We start from the raw sequence: 19,705 nt of genomic DNA on the forward strand, positions 1-19,705 counted from the left end.
AAGGAAACGTGATGTTCGGTAAGTACAAGATGCACGAGAACAGCGGGGTCAACCCGCCCTACGCGCCGGCCTATCCGCTGGAATGGGAATGCCCGCTGCGCACGGTCGAGGTCGTGACCCGCGTGGAGCAGTCCAAGGTGGCGAAGCTGCTGGCGGACACGCCGTTCGAACTCGTCAACGATCGCGTCGCCTTCCGGTTCATGCTGTCGCCCGGGCACACGCTGGCCCTGCATGCCGGAGAAATGTTCGACCTCATGGTTTCGGTGCCGGTGCGCTACGACGGCCTGTTCACCCATACGCACATCTTCATGTACTGCTCCGACCCCATGGGCATCGCGGCCGGCCGGGAGGTGTTCGGCTACACGAAGAAGGATGCGACCTACCGGTTCGACGAGGCCGCCGACGGCAGCATCGAAGGCTGGGTCAAGCGCCGCGGAACGCCGCTGGCCGACTTCACCTTCACGCCCGACGATACCGCGCCGGCCGTGCGGCTGGTCGAGGAGGACGAGCAGCCGGCCGGCGAGATCCATGTGCGCCGCGTTCCGCACCCGGAACGGCCCGAACCCGTCTATGCGGACATCGTCTACCGCCGCACCCCGCTGGAATATTCGCCGCCCCGCACCGGGCGGGCGACGATGACGCTGCATGCCTCGGAGTATGATCCCATCGCGGCGCTCGAACCGGAGATCCTCGGCGCGCATTTCATGGCGTCCGACGTCTATGGCGGCGGCTTCGCGGTCGAGGACCGGCGCCTGCTGAAGCGCCTGATCCCCTGACCGGTTCGCGCCGGCAGCCCTGAACAGACACAAGAAAGAAGCATCGCTTCCGGCGGGGCATCCCCCTTGCAGCGTCCTTGCGCCGCCGAACCGTTGGGAGGAAACAATGTCCATGAACAGCAAGGGATTCCACCGCCGGCACGTCCTGGTGTCGGCCATCGGCATGCTCTGCCTGTCGGGCGTCGGCGCGCAGGCGCAACAGGCGCAGCAGGCACCGCTGAAGATCGGCGTGCTGACCGACATGTCCAGCCTTTACGCCGACATCACCGGCAACGGGTCGATCAGCGCGGTGCAGATGGCGATCGAGGATTTCACCGCCGGCCGGAAGACGCGGCCGATCGAAGTCATCAGCGCCGACCACCTCAACAAGGCCGACATCGCCGCGGCCACGGCGCGGGAGTGGATCGACCGCGAGGGCGTCGACGTCATCGTCGACGTGCCCAATTCGGCCGTGGCGCTGGCCGTCGGCAACATCGTCCGCGACAAGAACAAGGTGATGCTGGCCTCCGGCCCGTCCTCGTCCGACCTGACCGGGAAAAGCTGCTCGCCGAACACCATCCACTGGACCTACGACACCTATTCCCTGGCGACCGGCACGGCGACCGCCGTCGTCGAATCCGGCGGCAAGAGCTGGTTCACCCTGACCGCCGACTACGCCTTCGGCCACGCAATGGAACTGGACGTCAAGAACGTTGTCACGAAGATGGGCGGGCAGGTGGTGGGAAGCGTGCGCACCCCGCTCAACACCCAGGATTTCGCCTCCTTCCTGCTCCAGGCGCAGGCGTCCAAGGCCCAGGTCATCGGGCTGATCAACGCTGGCGGCGACACCATCAACTCGATCAAGCAGGCGGTGGAGTTCGGCATCACCAGCGGCGGCCAGCGGCTGGTCGCGACCGTGCTCTACGTCAACGACGTGCATGCGTTGGGATTGCCGGTGGTGCAGGGGCTGCAATTCACCGAGGCCTTCTATTGGGACCTCAACGACCAGACGCGCGCCTGGAGCAATCGCTTCGCCGAACGCAACGGTGGCCGCAAGCCCAGCGCGCTCCAGGCGGGTGCCTATGCTTCGGTTCTGCATTATCTGCGCGCGGCCGAGGCGGCGGGCGGTTCCGCCGACGGCAAGGCGGTGGTCGAGAAGATGAAGGCGATGCCCACCGACGACCCGCTGTTCGGCAAGGGCAGCATCCGCGTCGACGGCCGCAAGCTGCACGACATGTATCTGTTCGAGGTCAAGAAGCCGGACGAATCCAAGTATCCGTGGGACTACTACCATGTCCGGAAGGTCATTCCGGCGGCCCAGGTCTGGCGCCCGCTGGCGGAGGGCGGCTGCTCGCTGGTGAAGTCGTGAGCGTCGCCCTGGTGACCGGCGGCGGCGGAGGCATCGGCCGGGCGACCGCGCTCGCCCTCGCCCGCGACGGTGCCGACGTCGCCATCGCCGATCTGGACGTTCCGCAGGGGGAGGAGACGGCCCGCCTGGTCGAGGACGCCGGACGCCGGGCGCTCTTCCTGCGGACCGACGTGACGGACGGTGCAGAAGTCGCCGCCTGCGTCGACCGGGTGGAACGAAAACTTGGGCCGATCAGCGCCTTCGCGAACAATGCAGGCATCGAGGGGGTCGTCGCCCCGATCCATCTCTATCCGGACGAGGTGTTCGACAGTCTGCTCCAGGTCAACGCCAAGGGCGTCTTCCTGGGCCTGAAGCATGTCCTCGCCCGCATGATCCCGCGCGGGGCGGGTGCCATCGTCAACACCGCCTCGACCTCGGCCGTCCGCGGCCGGGCCGGGCTGGCCGGCTACGTCGCAACCAAGCATGCGGTGCTGGGCCTGACCCGCGTGGCGGCGCTCGACGTGGCAGGAACCGCGATCCGGGTGAACGCCATCCTTCCGGGCCCGGTCGAAACACGGATGATCGAATCGCTGGACGAACAGGCGCGGCGGTCGGGCGGCATCCGCCGTGCCGGAGCCGCTGCCTACGGCAAGCCCGACGACATCGCGACCGTGATCGCCTTCCTGCTGTCGGACAAGGCGAAGCATGTCAACGGCGCCGCCTGGACCGTGGACGCCGGCGCCACGATTGCCTGAAGGGCCGCCCGGGCGGCGGTTCCCTCCCCTTTTCCCAGATCGACGCCGTGGAACGGCGGACGACCAGCCAGGATTACCTTGCCATGAAGCTCTGCCAATTCGGCGACCCGAACCGTGAAAAGCCCGGCCTGATCGACGGCCAGGGGCGGTTGCGCGACCTCTCGGCCCTCCGCGACGCCATCACGGCGGACGACCTTTCGCCTGCCGGGCTTGCCGCGCTCGCCGCCATCGATCCCGACAGCCTGCCGCTGGTTCCAGGCACGCCGCGCCTGGGCGTGCCGTACCGCGGCATCTCCAAACTGGTCTGCATCGGGCTCAATTATTCCGACCATGCGGCGGAAACCGGCCTTCCCATCCCGTCCGAGCCGATCATCTTCCTGAAATCGACCACGGCGATCTGCGGGCCGGACGACGACACCATCCAGCCGCGCCATTCGACCAAGCTCGACTGGGAGGTGGAGCTTGCCGTCGTGATCGGCAGCGAGGCCCGCTATGTCAGCGAGGATCGGGCACTCGACCATGTCGCCGGCTATTGCGTGATGAACGACGTGTCGGAACGCGCGTTCCAGATGCAGTCCTCGCAGTGGGACAAAGGCAAGGGATGCGACAGCTTCGCGCCCATCGGTCCCTGGCTGGTGACGGCGGACGAGGTACCGGACCCGCAGTCCCTCGACATGTGGCTGGACGTGAACGGCCGGCGGATGCAGTCCGGCAACACCCGCACCATGATCTTCGGCGTGGCGACGCTGGTGTCCTATTGCAGCGCCTACATGACCCTGCGTCCGGGCGACGTCATCGCCACCGGAACCCCGCCGGGGGTCGGCATGGGCATGAAGCCGGAACCGGTCTGGCTGAAGCCGGGCGACGAAGTTGCGCTCGGCATCGAAGGCCTCGGCCAACAGCGCCAGCGCGTCGTGGCATGGCCCGGATGATTCGCGGGGTTCAGGACCGGCCGGGCGCGTCTCCAGGCGCGAGATAGGGAGGGAACTGCAGCTGCGTGGTGCTGGCGATGATCTCGAACCGCTTCAGCCAGCGGTCGTCGGCGACCTTCAGATGATCGTGGAGAGCCTGCGCCGCACCGCCGGCATCGCCGCGCAGGGCCCGTTCGACGATGTCCAGATGCTCCCTGAGCGCTCCCTCGATCATTTCGACGGGAACGCCGAGGAACGGATGGAACAGGTAGCGCGTCGGACCGAAGACCATATGGGTCCGTTCCAGCGCCCGCAGGATCTCCTTGTTGGGACAGAAGCCGAGAATGCCGACATGCAGGTCGCGCTCCACCTGATCGAAGGCGGAACTGCTGGGACTGGAATGGTCCAGCGCCTGCCGGATGTTCGCCCGGGCCTTGCGCAATTCCGCCGCCGCGATGCAGGGCAACGCCTTCAGCAGCGCCTGGGGTTCGAGAAGGCGACGCATCTCGTAGAGATCGCGGATGTGTTCCGGCGTGATGCGCCGTGCCAGCCAGTGGCCGGCATTGTCCTTTTCGATCAGCCCCATGCCATGCATGCGGGCCAGCAGGTCGCGCGTCACCGTCCGGCTGACATCGAAATGCAGTGCCAGCTGCTTTTCGTTGATCCTCACCGCCCCGAACAGGATACGGATGAAAAGCTCCTGCTCCACCTCCTTGTAGATGCGTTCCCATTGCGGCGTCGCCTGGATCTTGACCGGGTCAAGGGTGGCGAGCGGCCCGTCGCCACCGGTTTCGTCCTTGCCGGCAACGACGAACCCCTTGCCGTCATGTTCATCGAGGATGCGGTCGGCGCAGAGCGAGCGCAGGGCATGCCGGGCCGGTGAGCGGCTGATGCCGAAAGCCTTGGCGACCTGGGCTTCCTGCAACCGCTCGCCGGCAACGATCCGTCCGTCCGCGATCATGGATTTCAGCAATAGATACGCGCGCTCCTGCAGCGATACCGTCCTGTCGCCGCCTTCGGAGCACTCGTCTGTCAGAATCGCGCTTTTCATTGGATCGCCTTGATGACAACGGGAGACGGGCTTTCAACCGCTACAATCATGATCAGCCGCCGCCATTCCTGCACATCTCCCACGCCATGCGAGGCCATCCATCCACAGCATGAGGGAACTCGAATTGTCAAGCAACTGAACGATTGATTGAGGAACTTTGGATGCACTATACACAAACAACTGCCGCTTTGAACGATCCGGATGCACGGAACGATACCAATCGCTCCGGTTTCCTGCCCGCCCCCGACGACATCATCCTGTAAGCGCGCAACCTGACAAAGGAGTTCAAGGGCTTCGTCGCAGTCAAGGAGGTGAACCTGCAGGTTCGCCGCGGCACCATCCATGCGCTGATCTGCCCGAACGGCGCCGGCAAGAGCACGGTGTTCAGAACCTGTTTGCAGCGGGCTTGTGCCAGCCGGTGCTGAGCGGGATGCTACTTTAAGCTGAAGAGAGGTGTTGCGCCGGGCGGCTGGTCTGGTAGGGCGGTGGGCATCGTCAACAGCCATTCGAGCCACATTTCATGGGCAGCGCCCTTCGTCCCGCAAGCACCACGCCGGCGTCCTGGGACGCGTTCTCCGACGTCGATGCCTTCGTCGAGGAGGTGCTGGTCGAACCGGCGGCGATGGCGGCCGACGGCACGCGTCCGCCCGCACCGGGGCCCAAAGCGTCTCTCACCGGAGCCGGGCTGCGCAAGGCAATCATGGCCATCTGGTGCGTCGGCTTCTGCGGCATGCAATGGCGCGCCATCGGCCAGCTCACCGACATCCCGTTTGGCACGCTGTACACTCTGTTCGCCCGCTGGACACGGCTTGGGCTGTGGCGCCGCTTGCTCGATCGGCTGCGCCGCACATGGCGTCTGGCCTGCGGCGATACGGCGGAGCCGAGCGCGGTGGTGATCGACAGCCGCACCTGCCCAGCGGCTCCGAGTTGCTTTGCGCGTGGCGTGGACGGCGGCAAGAAGATCCGTGGCGTGAAGGTCCATATTGCCGTCGAGAAGTACGACATTCCGCTGGCGATCGATGCAGCGCCGGCCAACGTGCACGACACCAGAGGCATCGTGCCGGTGCTGCGCCAGTTCGCCGGATGTGGCTTCCAAGGGCCGGCCATCGGCGATCTCGGCTATCGCGGCGAACGTCTGGCCAAAGCCGCGGAAACGTTCGGCATCACGGTCCGGCCGATCGCCCGCGGCCGCAAGGGGGTATTCATCCCGACCGAGATCGCCTGGGTGGTGGAGCGCTCCTTCAGCTGGATCCGACGCTACCGGAGATTGAACACCATCGTCGAGCGGACGAAGGAGCACCTCGTCGCTTTCGTCCAAATCGCCTTTATCTCGATCCTCGCACGGCACCTGAAGCGGTTCGTTCCCCAGGAGGTCAGCGCATAACTGCTGCAAACAGCTTCTGAGTTTACACGGAACGGTTTCGCGACGCGCCCTCCAGATGGCGCAGTATGAGATCGGGGTCGTAGTTGCTGCCGGACGCCACGACCGATTCCCAGCGATGGACGAAGGGTACACGCGCCGGATTCTTCTGAAGAAGTTCACGTTTGAGGAACGGACAGCCCATCTCGGTGATCAGGTAATCCCAGAAATAATGGCTACCGTTCAGCGGCTGGCCCTGGTCGACGGCATGACACAGCACCGCCAAATAATCGCGGTGGCGATGATCGAGCAAAGGAGAGGTGAGAAGGTCTCCGATGCGCACCGCCTCCCTGATCTCCGCAGCCGCTTGGCGGTAGGGGAAGAGCGCGGCGCAGCGCAGCCCGTCACGGATCAGCGCCCGTGACAGACCAATCTCGTACCGCCGCACCACCCAGGTCTTGGACTGCACGTAACGCACGCTGCGCCAAAAGCGCCGGAAAGCCTGGCTGCGCAGGGCGCGCTGCTTGAAGAGAAGAAAGTAGCTTTGAAGGTGGTAGCCGTGTTCCCAACTGTCGGTGATGCCCCAGACGACGGCCCGCTCCGCGTCCGTCCGCTCCAGAAGGGCCGACAGGTCGCCGAAGGGACCATAAACACTGTCGTTGACCAGCAGAAGTTCGTCCAGCGCCTCGATGTCGCCGATCAAGGTCAACCCGTCCTTGAAGGCTCCGAAGTCATAGCCCAGGTTGCGCCGCCGGGCGATCACCGCGCAGTAGCCCTTCAGCGCGACGAGCGCGTCCGGGACCAGCAACGGCGCGTTGCTGACAAAGACGATGGCGAAGCCCGCGCGGCGCAGTTCCGCCAGATGATAGAGAACATAGTCGTGGACGACCCCGTGCCGGTCGTAATGCACGAACACCGCGATCCTTCCGCCGACCGGCAGAGGATATCCCCCGTCCCAGTACTCTTCGATGCAGCCGCTGCGGTGGTTCAGCCAACTCAGGAGAAAGGCGATATAGGCACAGGCATGCGCCCCCATGCGTTCGAGGAACAGCCAAAGCCGAACCGCACATACAGAGATCGGGGCAAACCTGAAAGCGCTCGTCATCGTCAGGCCCCCAACAGCCGGTCCGCCCACTCGCGGCCGGCGGCGGGAATTTCCGGCAACTGGCCTCCACCCGCCGCCGGGCTCGCCGTCATCAGATCCCTTGCCGCCTCACGGGCCTCGTCCATCCGCCCGGCCCGTTCGAGCGCCAACCCCTCATGGTGGCGGGACGGCCAGAACAGGACAGGTGCCGCTGCGGGATCGATCCGGCAGGCCGCCCAGAGCCGACCGAACGCCGCCGCCGCCCCAACGGGATCGGCACTATGGTTGAGACGCAACATCCCGATCGCGAAGGCCAGCGACAAGCGCTCGCCGTAATTCTCGCCCCCGTCCCCGTCGGGAATATCGTCGCCCTCGGCAACCAATGTGGCGGCGGCCTCGTAGGCGCCTGTATTGACCAAAGTGACGATCAGCCGGCCGCGCGTCCTTTCTGTGCGCTCCGCCGAAATCACCGAGGCGGATGCGCCGCTTCCAACCTGCCGCAAGTCGTGCCAGGCGCGCAGCGCTTCACCGGCGTCGGTCACGGCCAAGGCCGTCACCCTTTCGCACTGGGCGTTGGCGGCAAGGTCCGCGGTTTCGCCGTCATCGGTGCCCATACCCTGCAGCACCGTCCGAAGACGGGCCGCGAAGGCCGCCGCCGCCCCGAAGGAGCGCGCCGCACCGGCAGCGTCACCGCGGGCATTGCGCTGAACGATGCCCTGGGCATGGAGCACGCCGCAAAGGTTGAAGGGAAACCGCTCCGCCAGATCGGTGAAGGTCGCCTCGCCCGGCTGGGGCAGGACGATTCCTTCGGGCACGGCAAGGTCGAAGCCGTAGGCGGACATCCAGCCCTGCCGCAATGCCTCCAAAATCGCCTCGGCCTCGCGATAGCGGCCGGCGTTCACCCGCTCCTTGAGAAGACGGTGCCGGAACCCGTCACCGAGTGGCGTCCCGGCCACGTGCAGGGCGGTTCGCCCCTCCAGATAGCGTTCGTAGGCGGCCCGGTCCAAAGGACGGGTGGCGGGCAGCGGCCGGTCGGAAGCAATGGCACGCAGACGGTGATGCTCCTCCTCGACCCGCACATGGGCGAAGCCGGCGCGCTCCAGCGCGTCCTTCAGCGCACCGGCGGAGAAAAGCACGATATGATAGCCCACGCTGAGAAGCGGCAGCAGGGTGCCTGCCTCCGTGGCGGGATCGATCGCGGCGGCGTTCGGCGTGGTCAGCACCAGCACCCCGCCCGCCGACAGCATTCCTCGCGCTTCCGCCAGAAAGGCGCCGGGGTCGGCCAGATGCTCGATCACTTCGGAGGCGACCACGGCATCCCATGCCGCGGTTTCCTCCGGCATGCCCTGCGCGCCGACATAGGCATGCCGGATGTCCAGCCCAAGAGCCTCCCGTCCAGCGCGTGCGAACAGGCCGGGGTCATAGCCACGGACGGTCCAGCCGCGCTCTCGGGCGCCGTAGTCGAGGGAGAAGCCGTAACCACAACCGATCTCCAGGCAGCGGCGAATCGGCAGCAGGTCGAGAATGGCGGTCGGCTCCAGCATGACGTCCGGCCCGCCGCCCTGTTCGACGTAGAACTTGATGTAGCTTTCGGCGTCGGTGCCTTGTTCGTAATCCCCGTCCGGAGGTGGGTCGAAAAAGGCGCTTCCGCAGACCGGGCAGTCATGAAGGCGGTAAAGGCGCCCTTGTCCGGTGGTGTGGCGGATGGTGAGGCGATGGGGTTTGGCCCCGCCGGCCGAGCAAATCGGACAGGATTGCTCGACCGGCTCTCCGGGGCGCCAGTCGATCATGGGTTCGTCAAGCTCCTTCAGGGCTTCCATCGCCGCGCTCTCTCTCTGGCCCGCCGCCAACTCCAGCCATCGCCGGGCCGCCGTCGGATCGGCTGGCACTCCAAGACCGTGCATATAAAATCGACCGAGATTGGTCCGGGCACCGGCATGGCCGGCTTCGGCGGCCCGGACGGTCCAGTTCACTGCCGCCCGGTCGTCCCGCGGCACCCCGTCTCCGGCGGCGTACAGGGCACCCAGCCGGAAGGCGGCATCGGCGCTGCCCGCCGCCGCCGCCCGCTCGTACCACGACACGGCAACCACGGGATCGCGGGGAACACCGATCCCCATGGCGTGCACGAGACCGAGATTGCACAGGGCGTCCGCGCTGCCGGCCTCTGCGGCGCGGGAAAAGCAATCGATGGCGCGGGCCGGATCGGCGCCGGCGAAGGCGCCCCCTGCGTGAAGCGTGCCCAGTTCCACCTGAGCGGGAACATCCCCGTTTTCGGCGGCGCGTTCCAGCCAGCGGACGGCGGTGTCCATGTCGCGGGAGACTCCGCGTCCGATCCGGTGGAGCCCGGCCAGGATGCGCTGGGCCTCCCCATGGCCCAGTTCGGCCGCCATGCGATACCAGCCCGCCGCCTCTCCCGGATTGGAGGGAACGCCGCCGGTATCGGAGCCATGAAGATCGCCGAGCGCCACCATCGCGTCGGCATCGCCTTGAAGGGCGGCGCGGCGCAGCCAGCTTTCGCCGTTCGTCCGATCCGCCGGGATGCCTTGGCCGTGAAGGGTCAGCGTGCCGAGCGCCCGTTGGGCCGCCGCCATCCCCGCCTCGGCGGCTTCCCGGAAACAGTCGGCCGCTTTCGCGAAATCCTGCGGCCCGCCAAGCCCGCGGGCGTGAATGAGCCCGAGAAAGTAGAACGCCGCCTTCTCTCCGCCCGCCCCGGCGCGGGCGAACCAGACCGCAGCGCCGGCCGGGTCCGGCGGACCGAGATAGCCTCCGGCCAGAAGCGTGCCGAGACCGAGCTGACCGCCCGCATGCCCCTGCTCCGCCGCCCGCTCGTACCAGTGCCGCGCCTCACCGTAATCCGGCGCGCGATCGACGCCGTTCGACAGGATGCAGCCAAGAAGCGCCTGCGCCGACGCCACCCCCCGCTCCGCCGCCACGCGCGCCCAGCGCACCGCCTCGCCGACATCGCGGTCCAAACCGACGCCATTGGGATAGAGCGTATTCAGTACCGCCGCCGTCGGGGCGGTGCCCGGCGTCTGGGCGGAACCGTGGAAGCACAATTCGGCCAGCCGGGCCTGAGCGTCGGCGTGCCCCTGCTCGGCAGCGGCACGATACCACCGGACGGCGTCGAGCGCGTTGGCGAGAACGCCGTCGCCACGATCGAAGGAGCCGCCCAGACGGAACTGGGCTTCGGCACAGCCGGCCGCCGCGGCGGTTCGCCAATCCCGCGTGGCACCCGCCGTGTCTCCCCGGCCGTGCCGGCGGAGGGCTCTGGCATGGAGCCGGCGCGCCCGTGCCTCCCGCCCGAACAACCGGTACAGGACATTCGTCAGCACTTCACGGCTCCCGCATTCCTTCCGCCACATTTTCCCAGATGCGGTCCAGCACATAGGAGATCAGAGTGCGCGACCCCACGATGATATCGGCGGTCAGCGTCATGCCTGGAACCAGCTGGAAATCCGGTGGCATCCGGCGCAGCGCCAAGGAGTCGACGGTGATCCGCGCCTTGTAGAAGCGGGGACCGATCATCGCCTTGGGATCCGTGACGGAGAAGGAATCGCCGCTGATCGTGCGCACGACCCCCTTGGCAGTTCCATATTCGACGTATCGATAGGCGTCAAGCTTGAGCTCCGCCCGATCCCCGACTTTCAGAAAGCCCTGGTCGGCGGCGGCGATGTCGGCCTCCACCTCCAGGGGCGCCCGCACCGAAACCAGCGTAACCAGCGTCTGCGCCGATGTCAGGACCGAGCCGACCGACACCCGCGCCACTTCCAGCACCACCGCGTCGTCGATCGCCTTCAGCTCGACGAGGTCGCGGCGCCTCTGCGCCTTGGCAAGTTCCTCGCGGGCATGGGCAAGGTCTACCGTGTTGGTCACGAGTTCCTGAATGGCCGACCCTAGCCATTGCTGGAGAAACCCTTCCCGTTCGGCGGTAAGCGCGTCCAACTCATGCTGGGCGGTCTTGGCGCTGCCCTCGGCGGCGGTGAGGCTGCGCGAAATCTCGACACGCGTGTCGCTGGCCATCAGCACGTTGAGGCGGCTGCCGGTCTTGTTCTGCTCCAAGGCCATGCGCATCTGCTCGACCTCGGTTAGGAGGCTGAGACGGGTGCGGTAGAGCCGTATTTCCTCACGGACGCGGGCCAGGGTCGCCAGCGTCGCTTCCCGCCGCTGGTCGTAGGTTGCAAGCTTTGACTTCTGCTCCGCCCTACGGTGGCTGGCGATGGCGGCCTGGAGCTGCTGGAAGGGATCCTGGGCATCGGTCGGCTGGTAGATGCGGCCGTCGCGCTCCGCTTCCAGCCGGGCGACGGCAGCAGCCAGCGCGGCGACCTGATGCTCGAGCTGCGCCGCGTCGGCGGCGGTGATGGTCGGGTCGAGGGTAGCCAGAACCTGACCGCGCCGCACCGTCTGGCCTTCGCGGACGTCGAGGCTGCGGACGATGGAGGTTTCCAACGGCTGGACCACCAGGGTGGGTGCCTGCGACACCACCCGTCCGCGCGCTTCCACGATCTCGTCGATCCTCCCGACGGAAGCGAGCGCGATGCCGCACAGCACCATCAGCGCCAGCAGCATCACGGCCAAGCGCGCGCCCAGCGGATCGCGCCCTCCGGTGATCCCGGCGGTTTCCGACTGGAAGTCGTTGATCGACTGGCGGGCGTCGCGATCCTCGAACCGGCGGCGCATCATGACGGCACCCGGGCATCCAGATGGCGGTTCTGCTGGAACCACAGATGGCGGTAGATCTCCGAACGCTCCAACAGCGCCTCGTGCGGACCGGCATCGCACAGCCGGCCGCGTTCGAACACCAGGATCTGATCGCAATCGACCAGCGAGGCCAGCCGGTGGGAAATCACCACCAGCGTACGCCCCTGGGCGATGCGCTTGAGGTTGGCGTTGACGATCGCCTCGCTGTCGGGGTCGAGGGCGCTGGTCGCTTCATCGAAGAGCAGGATCGGCGGGTCGCTCAGAAGCGCCCGCGCGATCGCCAGACGTTGCCGCTGCCCCCCGGAAAGGTTCGCCGAACCCTCCTCGATCATCGTTTCATAGCCGCGCGGCAGGCGTTCGATGAATTCCTCGGCACCGGCCAGCCGGGCGGCCCGAACGATCTCTTCCGGTCCGGCATCGGGACGGGCGGCGGCGATGGTGTCGCGAATCGTGCCGTGGAAGAGGAAATTGTCCTGGAGCACCACGCCCATGCTGGACCGCAGATGCTCGAGGTCGTATTCGCGCAGCTCCACCCCGTCGATCCGGATCAGCCCGCCATATTGCGCGTATAGCCCCTGGAGAAGCCGGGTGACGGTGGTCTTGCCCGAACCGGAGCGTCCCATGATCCCGACGATGCTTCCCGGCCGGATCGTCATCGACACCCCGTCCAAGGCGGGAGAAGCGGCACCGGGATAACGGAAGCTGACATCCACGAATTCGATGCTCCCCCGCATCTCCGGCCGCAGGCCGCGCCGCCCCCGCCCCTCCTCGGCCGGATGATCGACGACCAGGGAAATCTCCGACACCGCTCCGCGTATCTCCTGCATCTCCTGCAGCAGCGAGGCGAGCTGCACGATGGGCGCGGTCGCGCGCGACGCAATCATGGCGAAGGCCACCAGCGTCCCGGCATAGACCGGCTCACCGCTGGTGATCGCCACATAGGAGCCGAAGCACAGGGAACCGGCATAGATGGCCTTTTCGAGCGGCTGCAACAGGGTCTGGGGCTGATTCGACAATTCCTGGAACGCCGTGCTGGCCCGTACCGCCTCGGCCACCCGGACATCCCATTCCACCTTCTTGCGCCGTTCCAGCGCCAGGGCCTTGATGGTTCGCATGCCGTGGATGGCTTCCACCAGGAATGCCTGCTTGCGGACTTCCGCCTCCACGACCCGCCGATGGGCGCGCCCCAATGGACGGATGTAGAGCGCCACGATGAGGAACATCAGGGCCCCGAGTCCGAGCACCCACAGCGACAGCAGCGGATCGAGCGCCACCATGGCCGGGATCAGCACCAGCAGCGTCACCGTGTCCAGAAGCGTGCCGAACAGCCGTCCGGTCAGGAATTGGCGGACCCGCCAGACCTGAGCCAGCCGGTGGGTCACGGCGCCGGTCGAGTTGCGCTCGAAGAAATCTATGGGAAGGCCCAGCAACCTGTCGACGATGTAAAGACTGAGACGGGCATCGATCCTGGCCGTCCCGCGGGCGATCAGATGGCGCTTCAGATAACCGAAGGCCGTATCGAAGACGAGGAAGAAACCGATCGTGCCCACCAGCACGGCCAAGGTCGAAAGCCGCTGGTGAACCAGCACCTTGTCGACGATGATGCGGTAGATCAGCGGCGGAGCCAGCGCGAAGATGCCCAGCATCACCGCCGACAGCCCGACGGCGCGGAAAATGCGCTTCTCGCGAAGCACCTGCCGAAAAAGCCAGTGGAAGCCGAACGCCGTCTCCTCGTCGTTGAGATGGTGGCGGCGCTTGAGGAAAAGCGCCTCACCGGCCCAGACGTCGGCCAGCCGCATCTCGTCCACACAGACCAGCGCGCCTTCCAGGCTGACGGGATCGCGCAGCACGGCGACGGCGGGCCGGGCGTCGGCGCGCAACTCCGTCAGAACCATGGCCCGCCCGTCCTTCAGGCGAAGGAGGAGAGGAAGCGCTCGCCCCAGGCCCGAAAGATGCCGCCAGCGCAGCCGGGCCTTGCGGGCAACCAGCCCATTCGCCTCGGCCAGGCGGGCGAGTCCCGGCAGAGACGGTTCCCTGTCACCGCCCAGATCCTGGGCCAGACGATCAGCCGCCAGATGTATGCCGTGAACGCGGGCGATCTGAACCAGGGCCATCAGACCGGAGGGGACCGCCGTGGATACGTCCGTCATCTGCGGCCGCTCCAACTCGATCCAACCGCCTTGGCACACCGCAGAGGAAACATTTGAATTTATGGTCTGTAGTTTTCCCTCCAGCCATGTTACTCAATTTAAGTTAAAAAGAAATGCAATCCTGGCAGGATGCATGCGTTGGACCTGAAGCAGGATGAACGGCAATTTGCGGGTATTCGCCCTCTTGTCCGCCCCCAGCCATCGGGTCGACCCGTGAGTGAAATAGACTCCGCGACGTTCGCCGCCCAAAACATCCATCAGGCCGCGGGTTCTTACCTCGGCATGTTCGAAAACGTCGCGGAAACCGGTGACGGACTCTGGTTCGCGGAAGGCTGGGTCGTGGACCTGGAAGCGTCGGAACGTCCGGTGGTCGTCGAGCTTCTCGTCGACGGCCAAGGTGTCGCTGCGGCGGTCGCCGACCTTCCCCGGCACGACCTCGGGGCGGCGGCCGGGCGTAGCGCCAGGGGATTCCGGATCGTCCGACAGCGCCCGGGCTCGGCGGCGGCCGGATCCACGATGGCGGTTCGTGTCGCCAACACCGACTGGCTTCTCCCCGGCTCCAGGCCCGCTCCACAGCCGGGAGCTCCGCCCGCCCGCCGCCACGTCCGGGGGGATGTCGATGGGGTCGAGGGGCTGACGGTTTCTGGCTGGGTTCACGACCCGGCGGCGCCCGCCGACCGGTTGTCGGTCGACCTCATGGCTGGCGACCGGGTGATCGCCTCCGGCCGGGCCGACCGCTTCCGCAGCGACCTGCTGGACGCCGGTATCGGCGACGGCGCGCACGGATTTCGAGTGACCCTGCCGCCGGACTTCGCCCATGTCGCGTCCCACGCGGTCCAGGTCGTGGTGCGCGAAACCGGACGGCCCTTGAACGCCGATACGGTGACCGTCGAGGGGATCCCGACCCTTCCTGCCGGAACGCTGGAGACGGCCAGTGAGGAAGAGTTGCGCTCGCAGGTCACCGCCCTGGCCTGCGCGCTCGACCGCCTGACGGTCGGACGACAGACCTCGCTGCCGTTTCGCGATTATCCGGCCTGGAAGGCGATGTACGGCACGGCGGCGACCCCGGCCGACGCTCCCCAGGGCTGGCGGTGTCTGGTCCTGGTGATCGGAAACGACGACGACGCCTCCGCCCGAACCGAAGCCAGCCTCGCCGCGCAAAGCCGCGCACCGGATTGCGTGCTGTCCCTTTCCGCCGAAGGCCGGATCGGCGACCTCGATGCCGGGAGCGGCGGACTGGTTGCCGACCGGCTCGCGGTGGTTCCCCTTCTGGCCGGCGAAACCCTCGCCCCGGATGCGTTGGTTCGGCTGACCTCGGCGCTTGCCGGCGGTGCCGGCATCGCCTACGGCGATTACGAGCGGATGACGGACGACGGGCCGGAACCGCTGTTCTCTCCCGACTGGAACGACAGCTTCTTCCTCCATCGCCACTACATCGGACCGGCCTGCGCCATCGCCGGTGCCCGTCTGGGCGCGGTAGACCCCAATGACGGCCCGGCCGACCTGTTTTTCCGGGCGGTCGAGGCGGCCATGGCGGAGGGCGGCGGCGTCCACCATATCCCGCACATCCTGGCCGCCCGCCCGGATGGAGCCGCCTGGCCGGACGAGGCTGCGGCGGTGGAACGCCATCTCTCGCGACGCGGTCTACCGGCACGCGTCGGCCCCGCCTCCACAGCCGTTCCCGACGCCCGGTCGATCGACTGGGAGCCACGGAGCGCACCGCCCTCCGTCAGCGTCATCGTGCCCACCCGCGACGCCCTCGCGCTGGTGCAGGCCTGCCTCGACACCCTCCTGCACCGCACCGCCTATCCTGCGGTCGAGGTGATCCTGGCAGACAACGGCAGCCAGGATCCGGCAACCCTGCGCTATTTCGCCCAGATGGCGCGGAGCGGCGGGATCCGCATTCTGCCCTGCCCTGGACCGTTCAATTACGCCGCCATCAACAACCGCGCGGCCGTGGAGGCGCGAGGCGAGATTCTCGCCTTCGTCAACAACGACATCGAGATTCCGGAGAATGCGGGTGCCGACTGGCTGGTGCGCCTGACCGCCCATTTCGTCCGGCCGGAGATCGGCGTGGTCGGCCCCAAGCTGCTGTATCCCAACGGAATGGTTCAGCATGGAGGCGTCGTCCTCGGGGTGAACGGGCTGGCCGACCATAGCTTCCGCCATGCCCGAGGCGATGAACCGGGCTATGACGGGCGGCTTGCCGTGCCCCATGAGGTCTCGGCCGTGACCGCGGCCTTCCTCCTGACCCGGCGCAGCCTTTTTCTGGAACTTGGCGGCTTCGACGCCGAACATCTGCCGGTCGCCTTCAACGACGTCGATTACTGCCTCAAGGTCGGGGCGGCCGGACAGCGGGTGCTGTTCGACCCGACGGTCGCCCTCCTCCACCGGGAATCGGCGACGCGCGGCACCGACTCCGCCCCTCACCGCCGCGGTCAGGCGTGGCGGGAGAACGAATGCATGAAGCGGCGATGGGCGGGGATCATCGGCGACGACCCCTTCTACAATCCCAATCTCGGCCTTGACGGGCTGCCTTTCAGCGGCATGGCCCTCCCGCCCCGGCGGCGGAGGGCGCCTTGACCCACCCCACCAAGCCCCGCAACACCACCGCCGACCAAGGCTATCTGGACGGCTTCGACGGGAAAACCCTCAGCGGATGGGCGTGGGACGGTGGCGACGGATTCCACATGGTCGACATCCTCCTCGACGGCCGGCGGATCGGAAAGGCGGTGGCCGACCAGTACCGCGCGGATCTCAAGGCGGCAGGAATCGCCGACGGGTGCCGCGCCTTCCGCTTCGATCTGCCCGACGGCCTTCTGACCGGCCAGCGCCAGACGCTGTCTGCCCGGCTGTCCGAATCCGGCCGGGAACTCAACGGCTCTCCGCTGGAGATCATGGGCTTCGACGACGACGCGACGGCGCCGTCCCCGGACACCGACCTGACCTGCAATCCGGCCCTCGCCGGGGCGGCCGAAGGGGAAACGGTGCTGCGCGGCGGGCTGCACGAGGCGGCGCCGGGCCTTTGGCTCGAAGCGGTGGGGGAAACTCCAGCGGAGGTCCGCGCCGCCCGCGCCATCATCGACGGGCTTGGCGGCACGACGGCGGGTATGCGGTTCGAGATGCCCGACCCGCCGCCGGCTCATGCTTCGCCCGCGGTTCGTCTCATACATGCATGGCGCCCGTTCCCCTATGTTCTGGCCGGACCGCTCACCCTGACCTTCACGCTGGCCGGATCGGAGGCCGGGCGACGGAGCGGGTTGTCCGTCGGGATCGGGATGGTGAGGGACGGCGCTCTCATCCTTTTCTGGACGACGGCCGTCCGGCGAATTCCACCCGGCACGCAGCAGGTCGCAGTGGCGGTCGACGCGCCGGTGCTGAACGCCGCCGCCGGGCGTTGCCGGGCGGAGGGCGGGCGCGCGGTGGCGGTCGTGGAGTTCCGGGGGACCGGCACCGTCACGTTGTCGCCGCCCGGCCTCAGGCTCGGCCGGCAGCACCCGGATGCCGCCCCCACCGGACTGCGGGACTTCGAGGATCCGGCGATCCGCGCGCAGTGGACGGCCTTGCAGCGGCCCGTTGCCCCCGCCCGGCCCACCGCGATCACGGCGGACGGATCCTGGATCTGCGCCGATATCCTGAACGTGCCGGAAATCATCGTTCCGATCTTCAACGCGCCGCAGGCGGTCGCCGGTTGTCTGGCGGCGATCCGTGCCGCCACGCCGCGTCCCCATCTGCTGACGCTGGTCGACGACGGTTCCCTTGAGGAGACGGCCCGACTTCTTGACAGCGCGGCGGCGGGAAATCCCTGGGTACGGGTCATGCGATCCGGCCGCAACGAGGGGTACACACGGGCGGTCAACCGGGCGGTCACATCCTCGGCCGGTCATGTGGTGGTGATCCTCAACTCCGACGCGCTGGTGACGCACGGCTGGCTCGACGGCCTCCTGGAATGTCTGGAGACCGGTGGCGACGGAGAGGCCGCGACGATGATTGCCGGTCCCATGTCGAACGCGGCGAGCTGGCAGTCGGTCCCCTGGACCCGCAACGCGGAAGGCTGGGCAGTCCATGCGCTCGGCCCGGAGGAGACCCCGGAGGACCGCGCCCGGCTGTTGCGGACGGTCTCGCGGCGGATCTTTCCGGCCGTGCCAATCCTCAACGGATTCTGCCTCGCCATCCGGCGGCGCCTGTTCGAGGACATCGGACTCTTCGACGAACATGCGTTCCCGGACGGCTATGGCGAAGAGAACGACTTTTGCCTGCGCGCCGCCGATGCCGGATTCGCGATGCGGGTAGCCGATCACGTCTACGTCCACCACCTGAAGTCGCAGAGCTTCGGCACAGACCGGAGGAACGCGCTGACGGCGCGCGCCAATACCATTCTGACCGTCCGCTACGGCCGCGCTCGCCTCCACGGCATCGAAGAGACGATGGCCGCCCAACCCGACCTCGCCGCGGTGCGCCACGCCTTCGAAGTCGCATTCGCCCGAAGCGGCGGGAGGGACGACCGGTGATCGGACGCATCCTCTACATCCTGCCCGCCGCAGGCTACACCGGCGGGGCCAATTCCGTCGTGCAGGAGGCGGCCGGGCTCCTGCGCATGGGACTAGACGTTTCCATCGCGGTCGACCGGCGCAATCATGCGGAGTTCGCGGGGGCCTATGCCGGGCTGCCGGCCGTGACCGCCGCCCCTGTGCTGGCCACCTATGATGACCCGGCCGGGCTCGCCGGGCTGCTCGCCACATCGAAAGTCGCGATCTGCACGGTGGCGACCTCGGTCCCGGCGGTGATCGGCGCCTGGGAACACCTGCCCGAAGCCGACCGGCCGAGGCTTTTCTATTACATCCAGGATTATGAGCCGCTGTTCTTCGATCCGGGGACGGAGGACTGGACCGCGGCCTGCCGATCCTACGAGTTCGGCGGGATCCTCCAGGGGATGGCCAAGACCGACTGGCTCCGCGACACGGTCGAGGCCCGGCACTCCATAAGGGTGTCGCGGGTGAAGGCCAGCATCGATCACGGCGTGTACTTCCCCTATCTCGCGGCGCGCGGCGGCGACCAGCTGGTCCTCGCCGCGATGCTGCGTCCGCACACGCCGCGTCGGGCGCCGCGCCGGACCTGCCGCCTGCTGAACCGGCTGGCGGCCGAACTCGGATCCCGCGTCCGGCTGGTCGTCTTCGGCTGCGGGCCGGAGGAAATGCGTGAGCATGGCTTGATGCTGGATCCCGCGATCGAACGCCACGGCCGCATCATCCGCGAGCAGGTGGCCCGGATCCTGAGGCGCACCGACCTTTTCCTCGATCTGTCGGATTATCAGGCGTTCGGCCGCACCGGGCTGGAGGCGATGGCCTGTGGCGCCGCAGCGCTGCTGCCGGTTCACGGTGGTGCCGGCGAATATGTGGTTCACGGCGAAAACGGCTATCTGGCCGACACCCGCGACGAAGACGGGCTGTTCCACACGGTCGAAGCCTATGCCGCCCAGGCCCCGTCGACCCGCCGGGCGATGGCCGTGGCAGCCATGGCGACGGCGGCCGACTACAATGTGGAAAAGGCCTGCATTTCTGTTCTTGGCGTTCTTCTCGGCACACGGTGACAG

At 67.4% G+C, this 19,705-nt stretch carries 13 protein-coding genes and 1 pseudogene; 9 read left to right on the forward strand and 5 right to left on the reverse strand.

Features of this window, described 5'->3' with window-relative positions; genetic code table 11:
* Positions 1 to 11: 11 nt before the first annotated feature.
* The 4 genes from AL072_RS27450 to AL072_RS27465 all read left to right on the forward strand — a co-directional run bounded on the left by AL072_RS27450 (position 12) and on the right by AL072_RS27465 (position 3,790).
* Positions 12 to 776 carry an acetoacetate decarboxylase family protein gene (locus AL072_RS27450; RefSeq protein WP_045585598.1) on the forward strand — a complete coding sequence of 255 codons (765 nt, stop codon included), beginning with the start codon at positions 12 to 14 and terminating at the stop codon, positions 774 to 776.
* 112 nt (positions 777 to 888) lie between these two features.
* Positions 889 to 2,124, forward strand: coding sequence for an ABC transporter substrate-binding protein (locus tag AL072_RS27455; protein ID WP_082109399.1), 1,236 nt, complete (start codon positions 889 to 891; stop codon positions 2,122 to 2,124).
* Positions 2,121 to 2,858, forward strand: a complete 738-nt coding sequence (locus AL072_RS27460) for an SDR family NAD(P)-dependent oxidoreductase (protein ID WP_045585599.1) — start codon at positions 2,121 to 2,123, stop codon at positions 2,856 to 2,858. Before AL072_RS27455 ends, AL072_RS27460 begins: the two co-directional genes overlap by 4 nt.
* A gap of 83 nt (positions 2,859 to 2,941) precedes the next feature.
* Positions 2,942 to 3,790 carry a fumarylacetoacetate hydrolase family protein gene (locus AL072_RS27465; protein ID WP_045585600.1) on the forward strand — a complete coding sequence of 283 codons (849 nt, stop codon included), beginning with the start codon at positions 2,942 to 2,944 and terminating at the stop codon, positions 3,788 to 3,790.
* 10 nt (positions 3,791 to 3,800) lie between these two features.
* On the opposite strand, the gene AL072_RS27470 is transcribed toward AL072_RS27465, so the two are convergent.
* Positions 3,801 to 4,820 (reverse strand): GntR family transcriptional regulator, encoded by a 1,020-nt coding sequence (locus AL072_RS27470; RefSeq protein WP_045585601.1) that lies wholly within the window; start codon positions 4,818 to 4,820, stop codon positions 3,801 to 3,803.
* Between the two features lie 272 nt (positions 4,821 to 5,092).
* Here AL072_RS27470 and AL072_RS33830 point away from each other — a divergent pair.
* Together AL072_RS33830 and AL072_RS27475 are read left to right on the forward strand one after the other, a co-directional pair.
* A pseudogene (locus AL072_RS33830) lies at positions 5,093 to 5,206 on the forward strand (ATP-binding cassette domain-containing protein); the annotation flags it as partial.
* 134 nt (positions 5,207 to 5,340) lie between these two features.
* Positions 5,341 to 6,204: an IS5 family transposase gene (locus AL072_RS27475; protein ID WP_052710423.1), complete on the forward strand. Its 864-nt coding sequence runs from the start codon at positions 5,341 to 5,343 to the stop codon at positions 6,202 to 6,204.
* 22 nt (positions 6,205 to 6,226) lie between these two features.
* Here the strand turns inward: AL072_RS27475 and AL072_RS27480 are convergent, their stop codons facing one another.
* The 4 genes from AL072_RS27480 to AL072_RS27495 are packed head-to-tail and all read right to left on the reverse strand — an operon-like array spanning position 6,227 to position 14,112.
* On the reverse strand, positions 6,227 to 7,285 hold the full coding sequence (locus AL072_RS27480; RefSeq protein WP_082109360.1) for a rhamnan synthesis F family protein: 1,059 nt from the start codon (positions 7,283 to 7,285) through the stop codon (positions 6,227 to 6,229).
* A 2-nt stretch (positions 7,286 to 7,287) separates the two neighbouring features.
* Positions 7,288 to 10,596, reverse strand: coding sequence for a methyltransferase domain-containing protein (locus AL072_RS27485; RefSeq protein ID WP_052710425.1), 3,309 nt, complete (start codon positions 10,594 to 10,596; stop codon positions 7,288 to 7,290).
* Position 10,597: 1 nt separating this feature from the next.
* Positions 10,598 to 11,944, reverse strand: coding sequence for an HlyD family type I secretion periplasmic adaptor subunit (locus tag AL072_RS27490; protein WP_045585602.1), 1,347 nt, complete (start codon positions 11,942 to 11,944; stop codon positions 10,598 to 10,600).
* Positions 11,941 to 14,112, reverse strand: coding sequence for a peptidase domain-containing ABC transporter (locus AL072_RS27495; protein ID WP_045585603.1), 2,172 nt, complete (start codon positions 14,110 to 14,112; stop codon positions 11,941 to 11,943). The genes AL072_RS27490 and AL072_RS27495 overlap by 4 nt, the downstream gene beginning before the upstream one ends.
* A gap of 282 nt (positions 14,113 to 14,394) precedes the next feature.
* On the opposite strand from AL072_RS27495, the gene AL072_RS27500 reads away from it, so the two are divergent.
* The 3 genes from AL072_RS27500 to AL072_RS27510 are packed head-to-tail and all read left to right on the forward strand — an operon-like array spanning position 14,395 to position 19,702.
* Positions 14,395 to 16,695 carry a glycosyltransferase family 2 protein gene (locus AL072_RS27500; RefSeq protein ID WP_045585604.1) on the forward strand — a complete coding sequence of 767 codons (2,301 nt, stop codon included), beginning with the start codon at positions 14,395 to 14,397 and terminating at the stop codon, positions 16,693 to 16,695.
* Positions 16,692 to 18,623 (forward strand): glycosyltransferase family 2 protein, encoded by a 1,932-nt coding sequence (locus AL072_RS27505; protein WP_052710426.1) that lies wholly within the window; start codon positions 16,692 to 16,694, stop codon positions 18,621 to 18,623. Before AL072_RS27500 ends, AL072_RS27505 begins: the two co-directional genes overlap by 4 nt.
* Positions 18,620 to 19,702 (forward strand): glycosyltransferase family 4 protein, encoded by a 1,083-nt coding sequence (locus AL072_RS27510; protein ID WP_052710427.1) that lies wholly within the window; start codon positions 18,620 to 18,622, stop codon positions 19,700 to 19,702. The genes AL072_RS27505 and AL072_RS27510 overlap by 4 nt, the downstream gene beginning before the upstream one ends.
* Positions 19,703 to 19,705 lie beyond the last annotated feature (3 nt).

The organism is Azospirillum thiophilum (assembly GCF_001305595.1).
GTDB classification, from domain to species: Bacteria; Pseudomonadota; Alphaproteobacteria; order Azospirillales; family Azospirillaceae; genus Azospirillum; species Azospirillum thiophilum.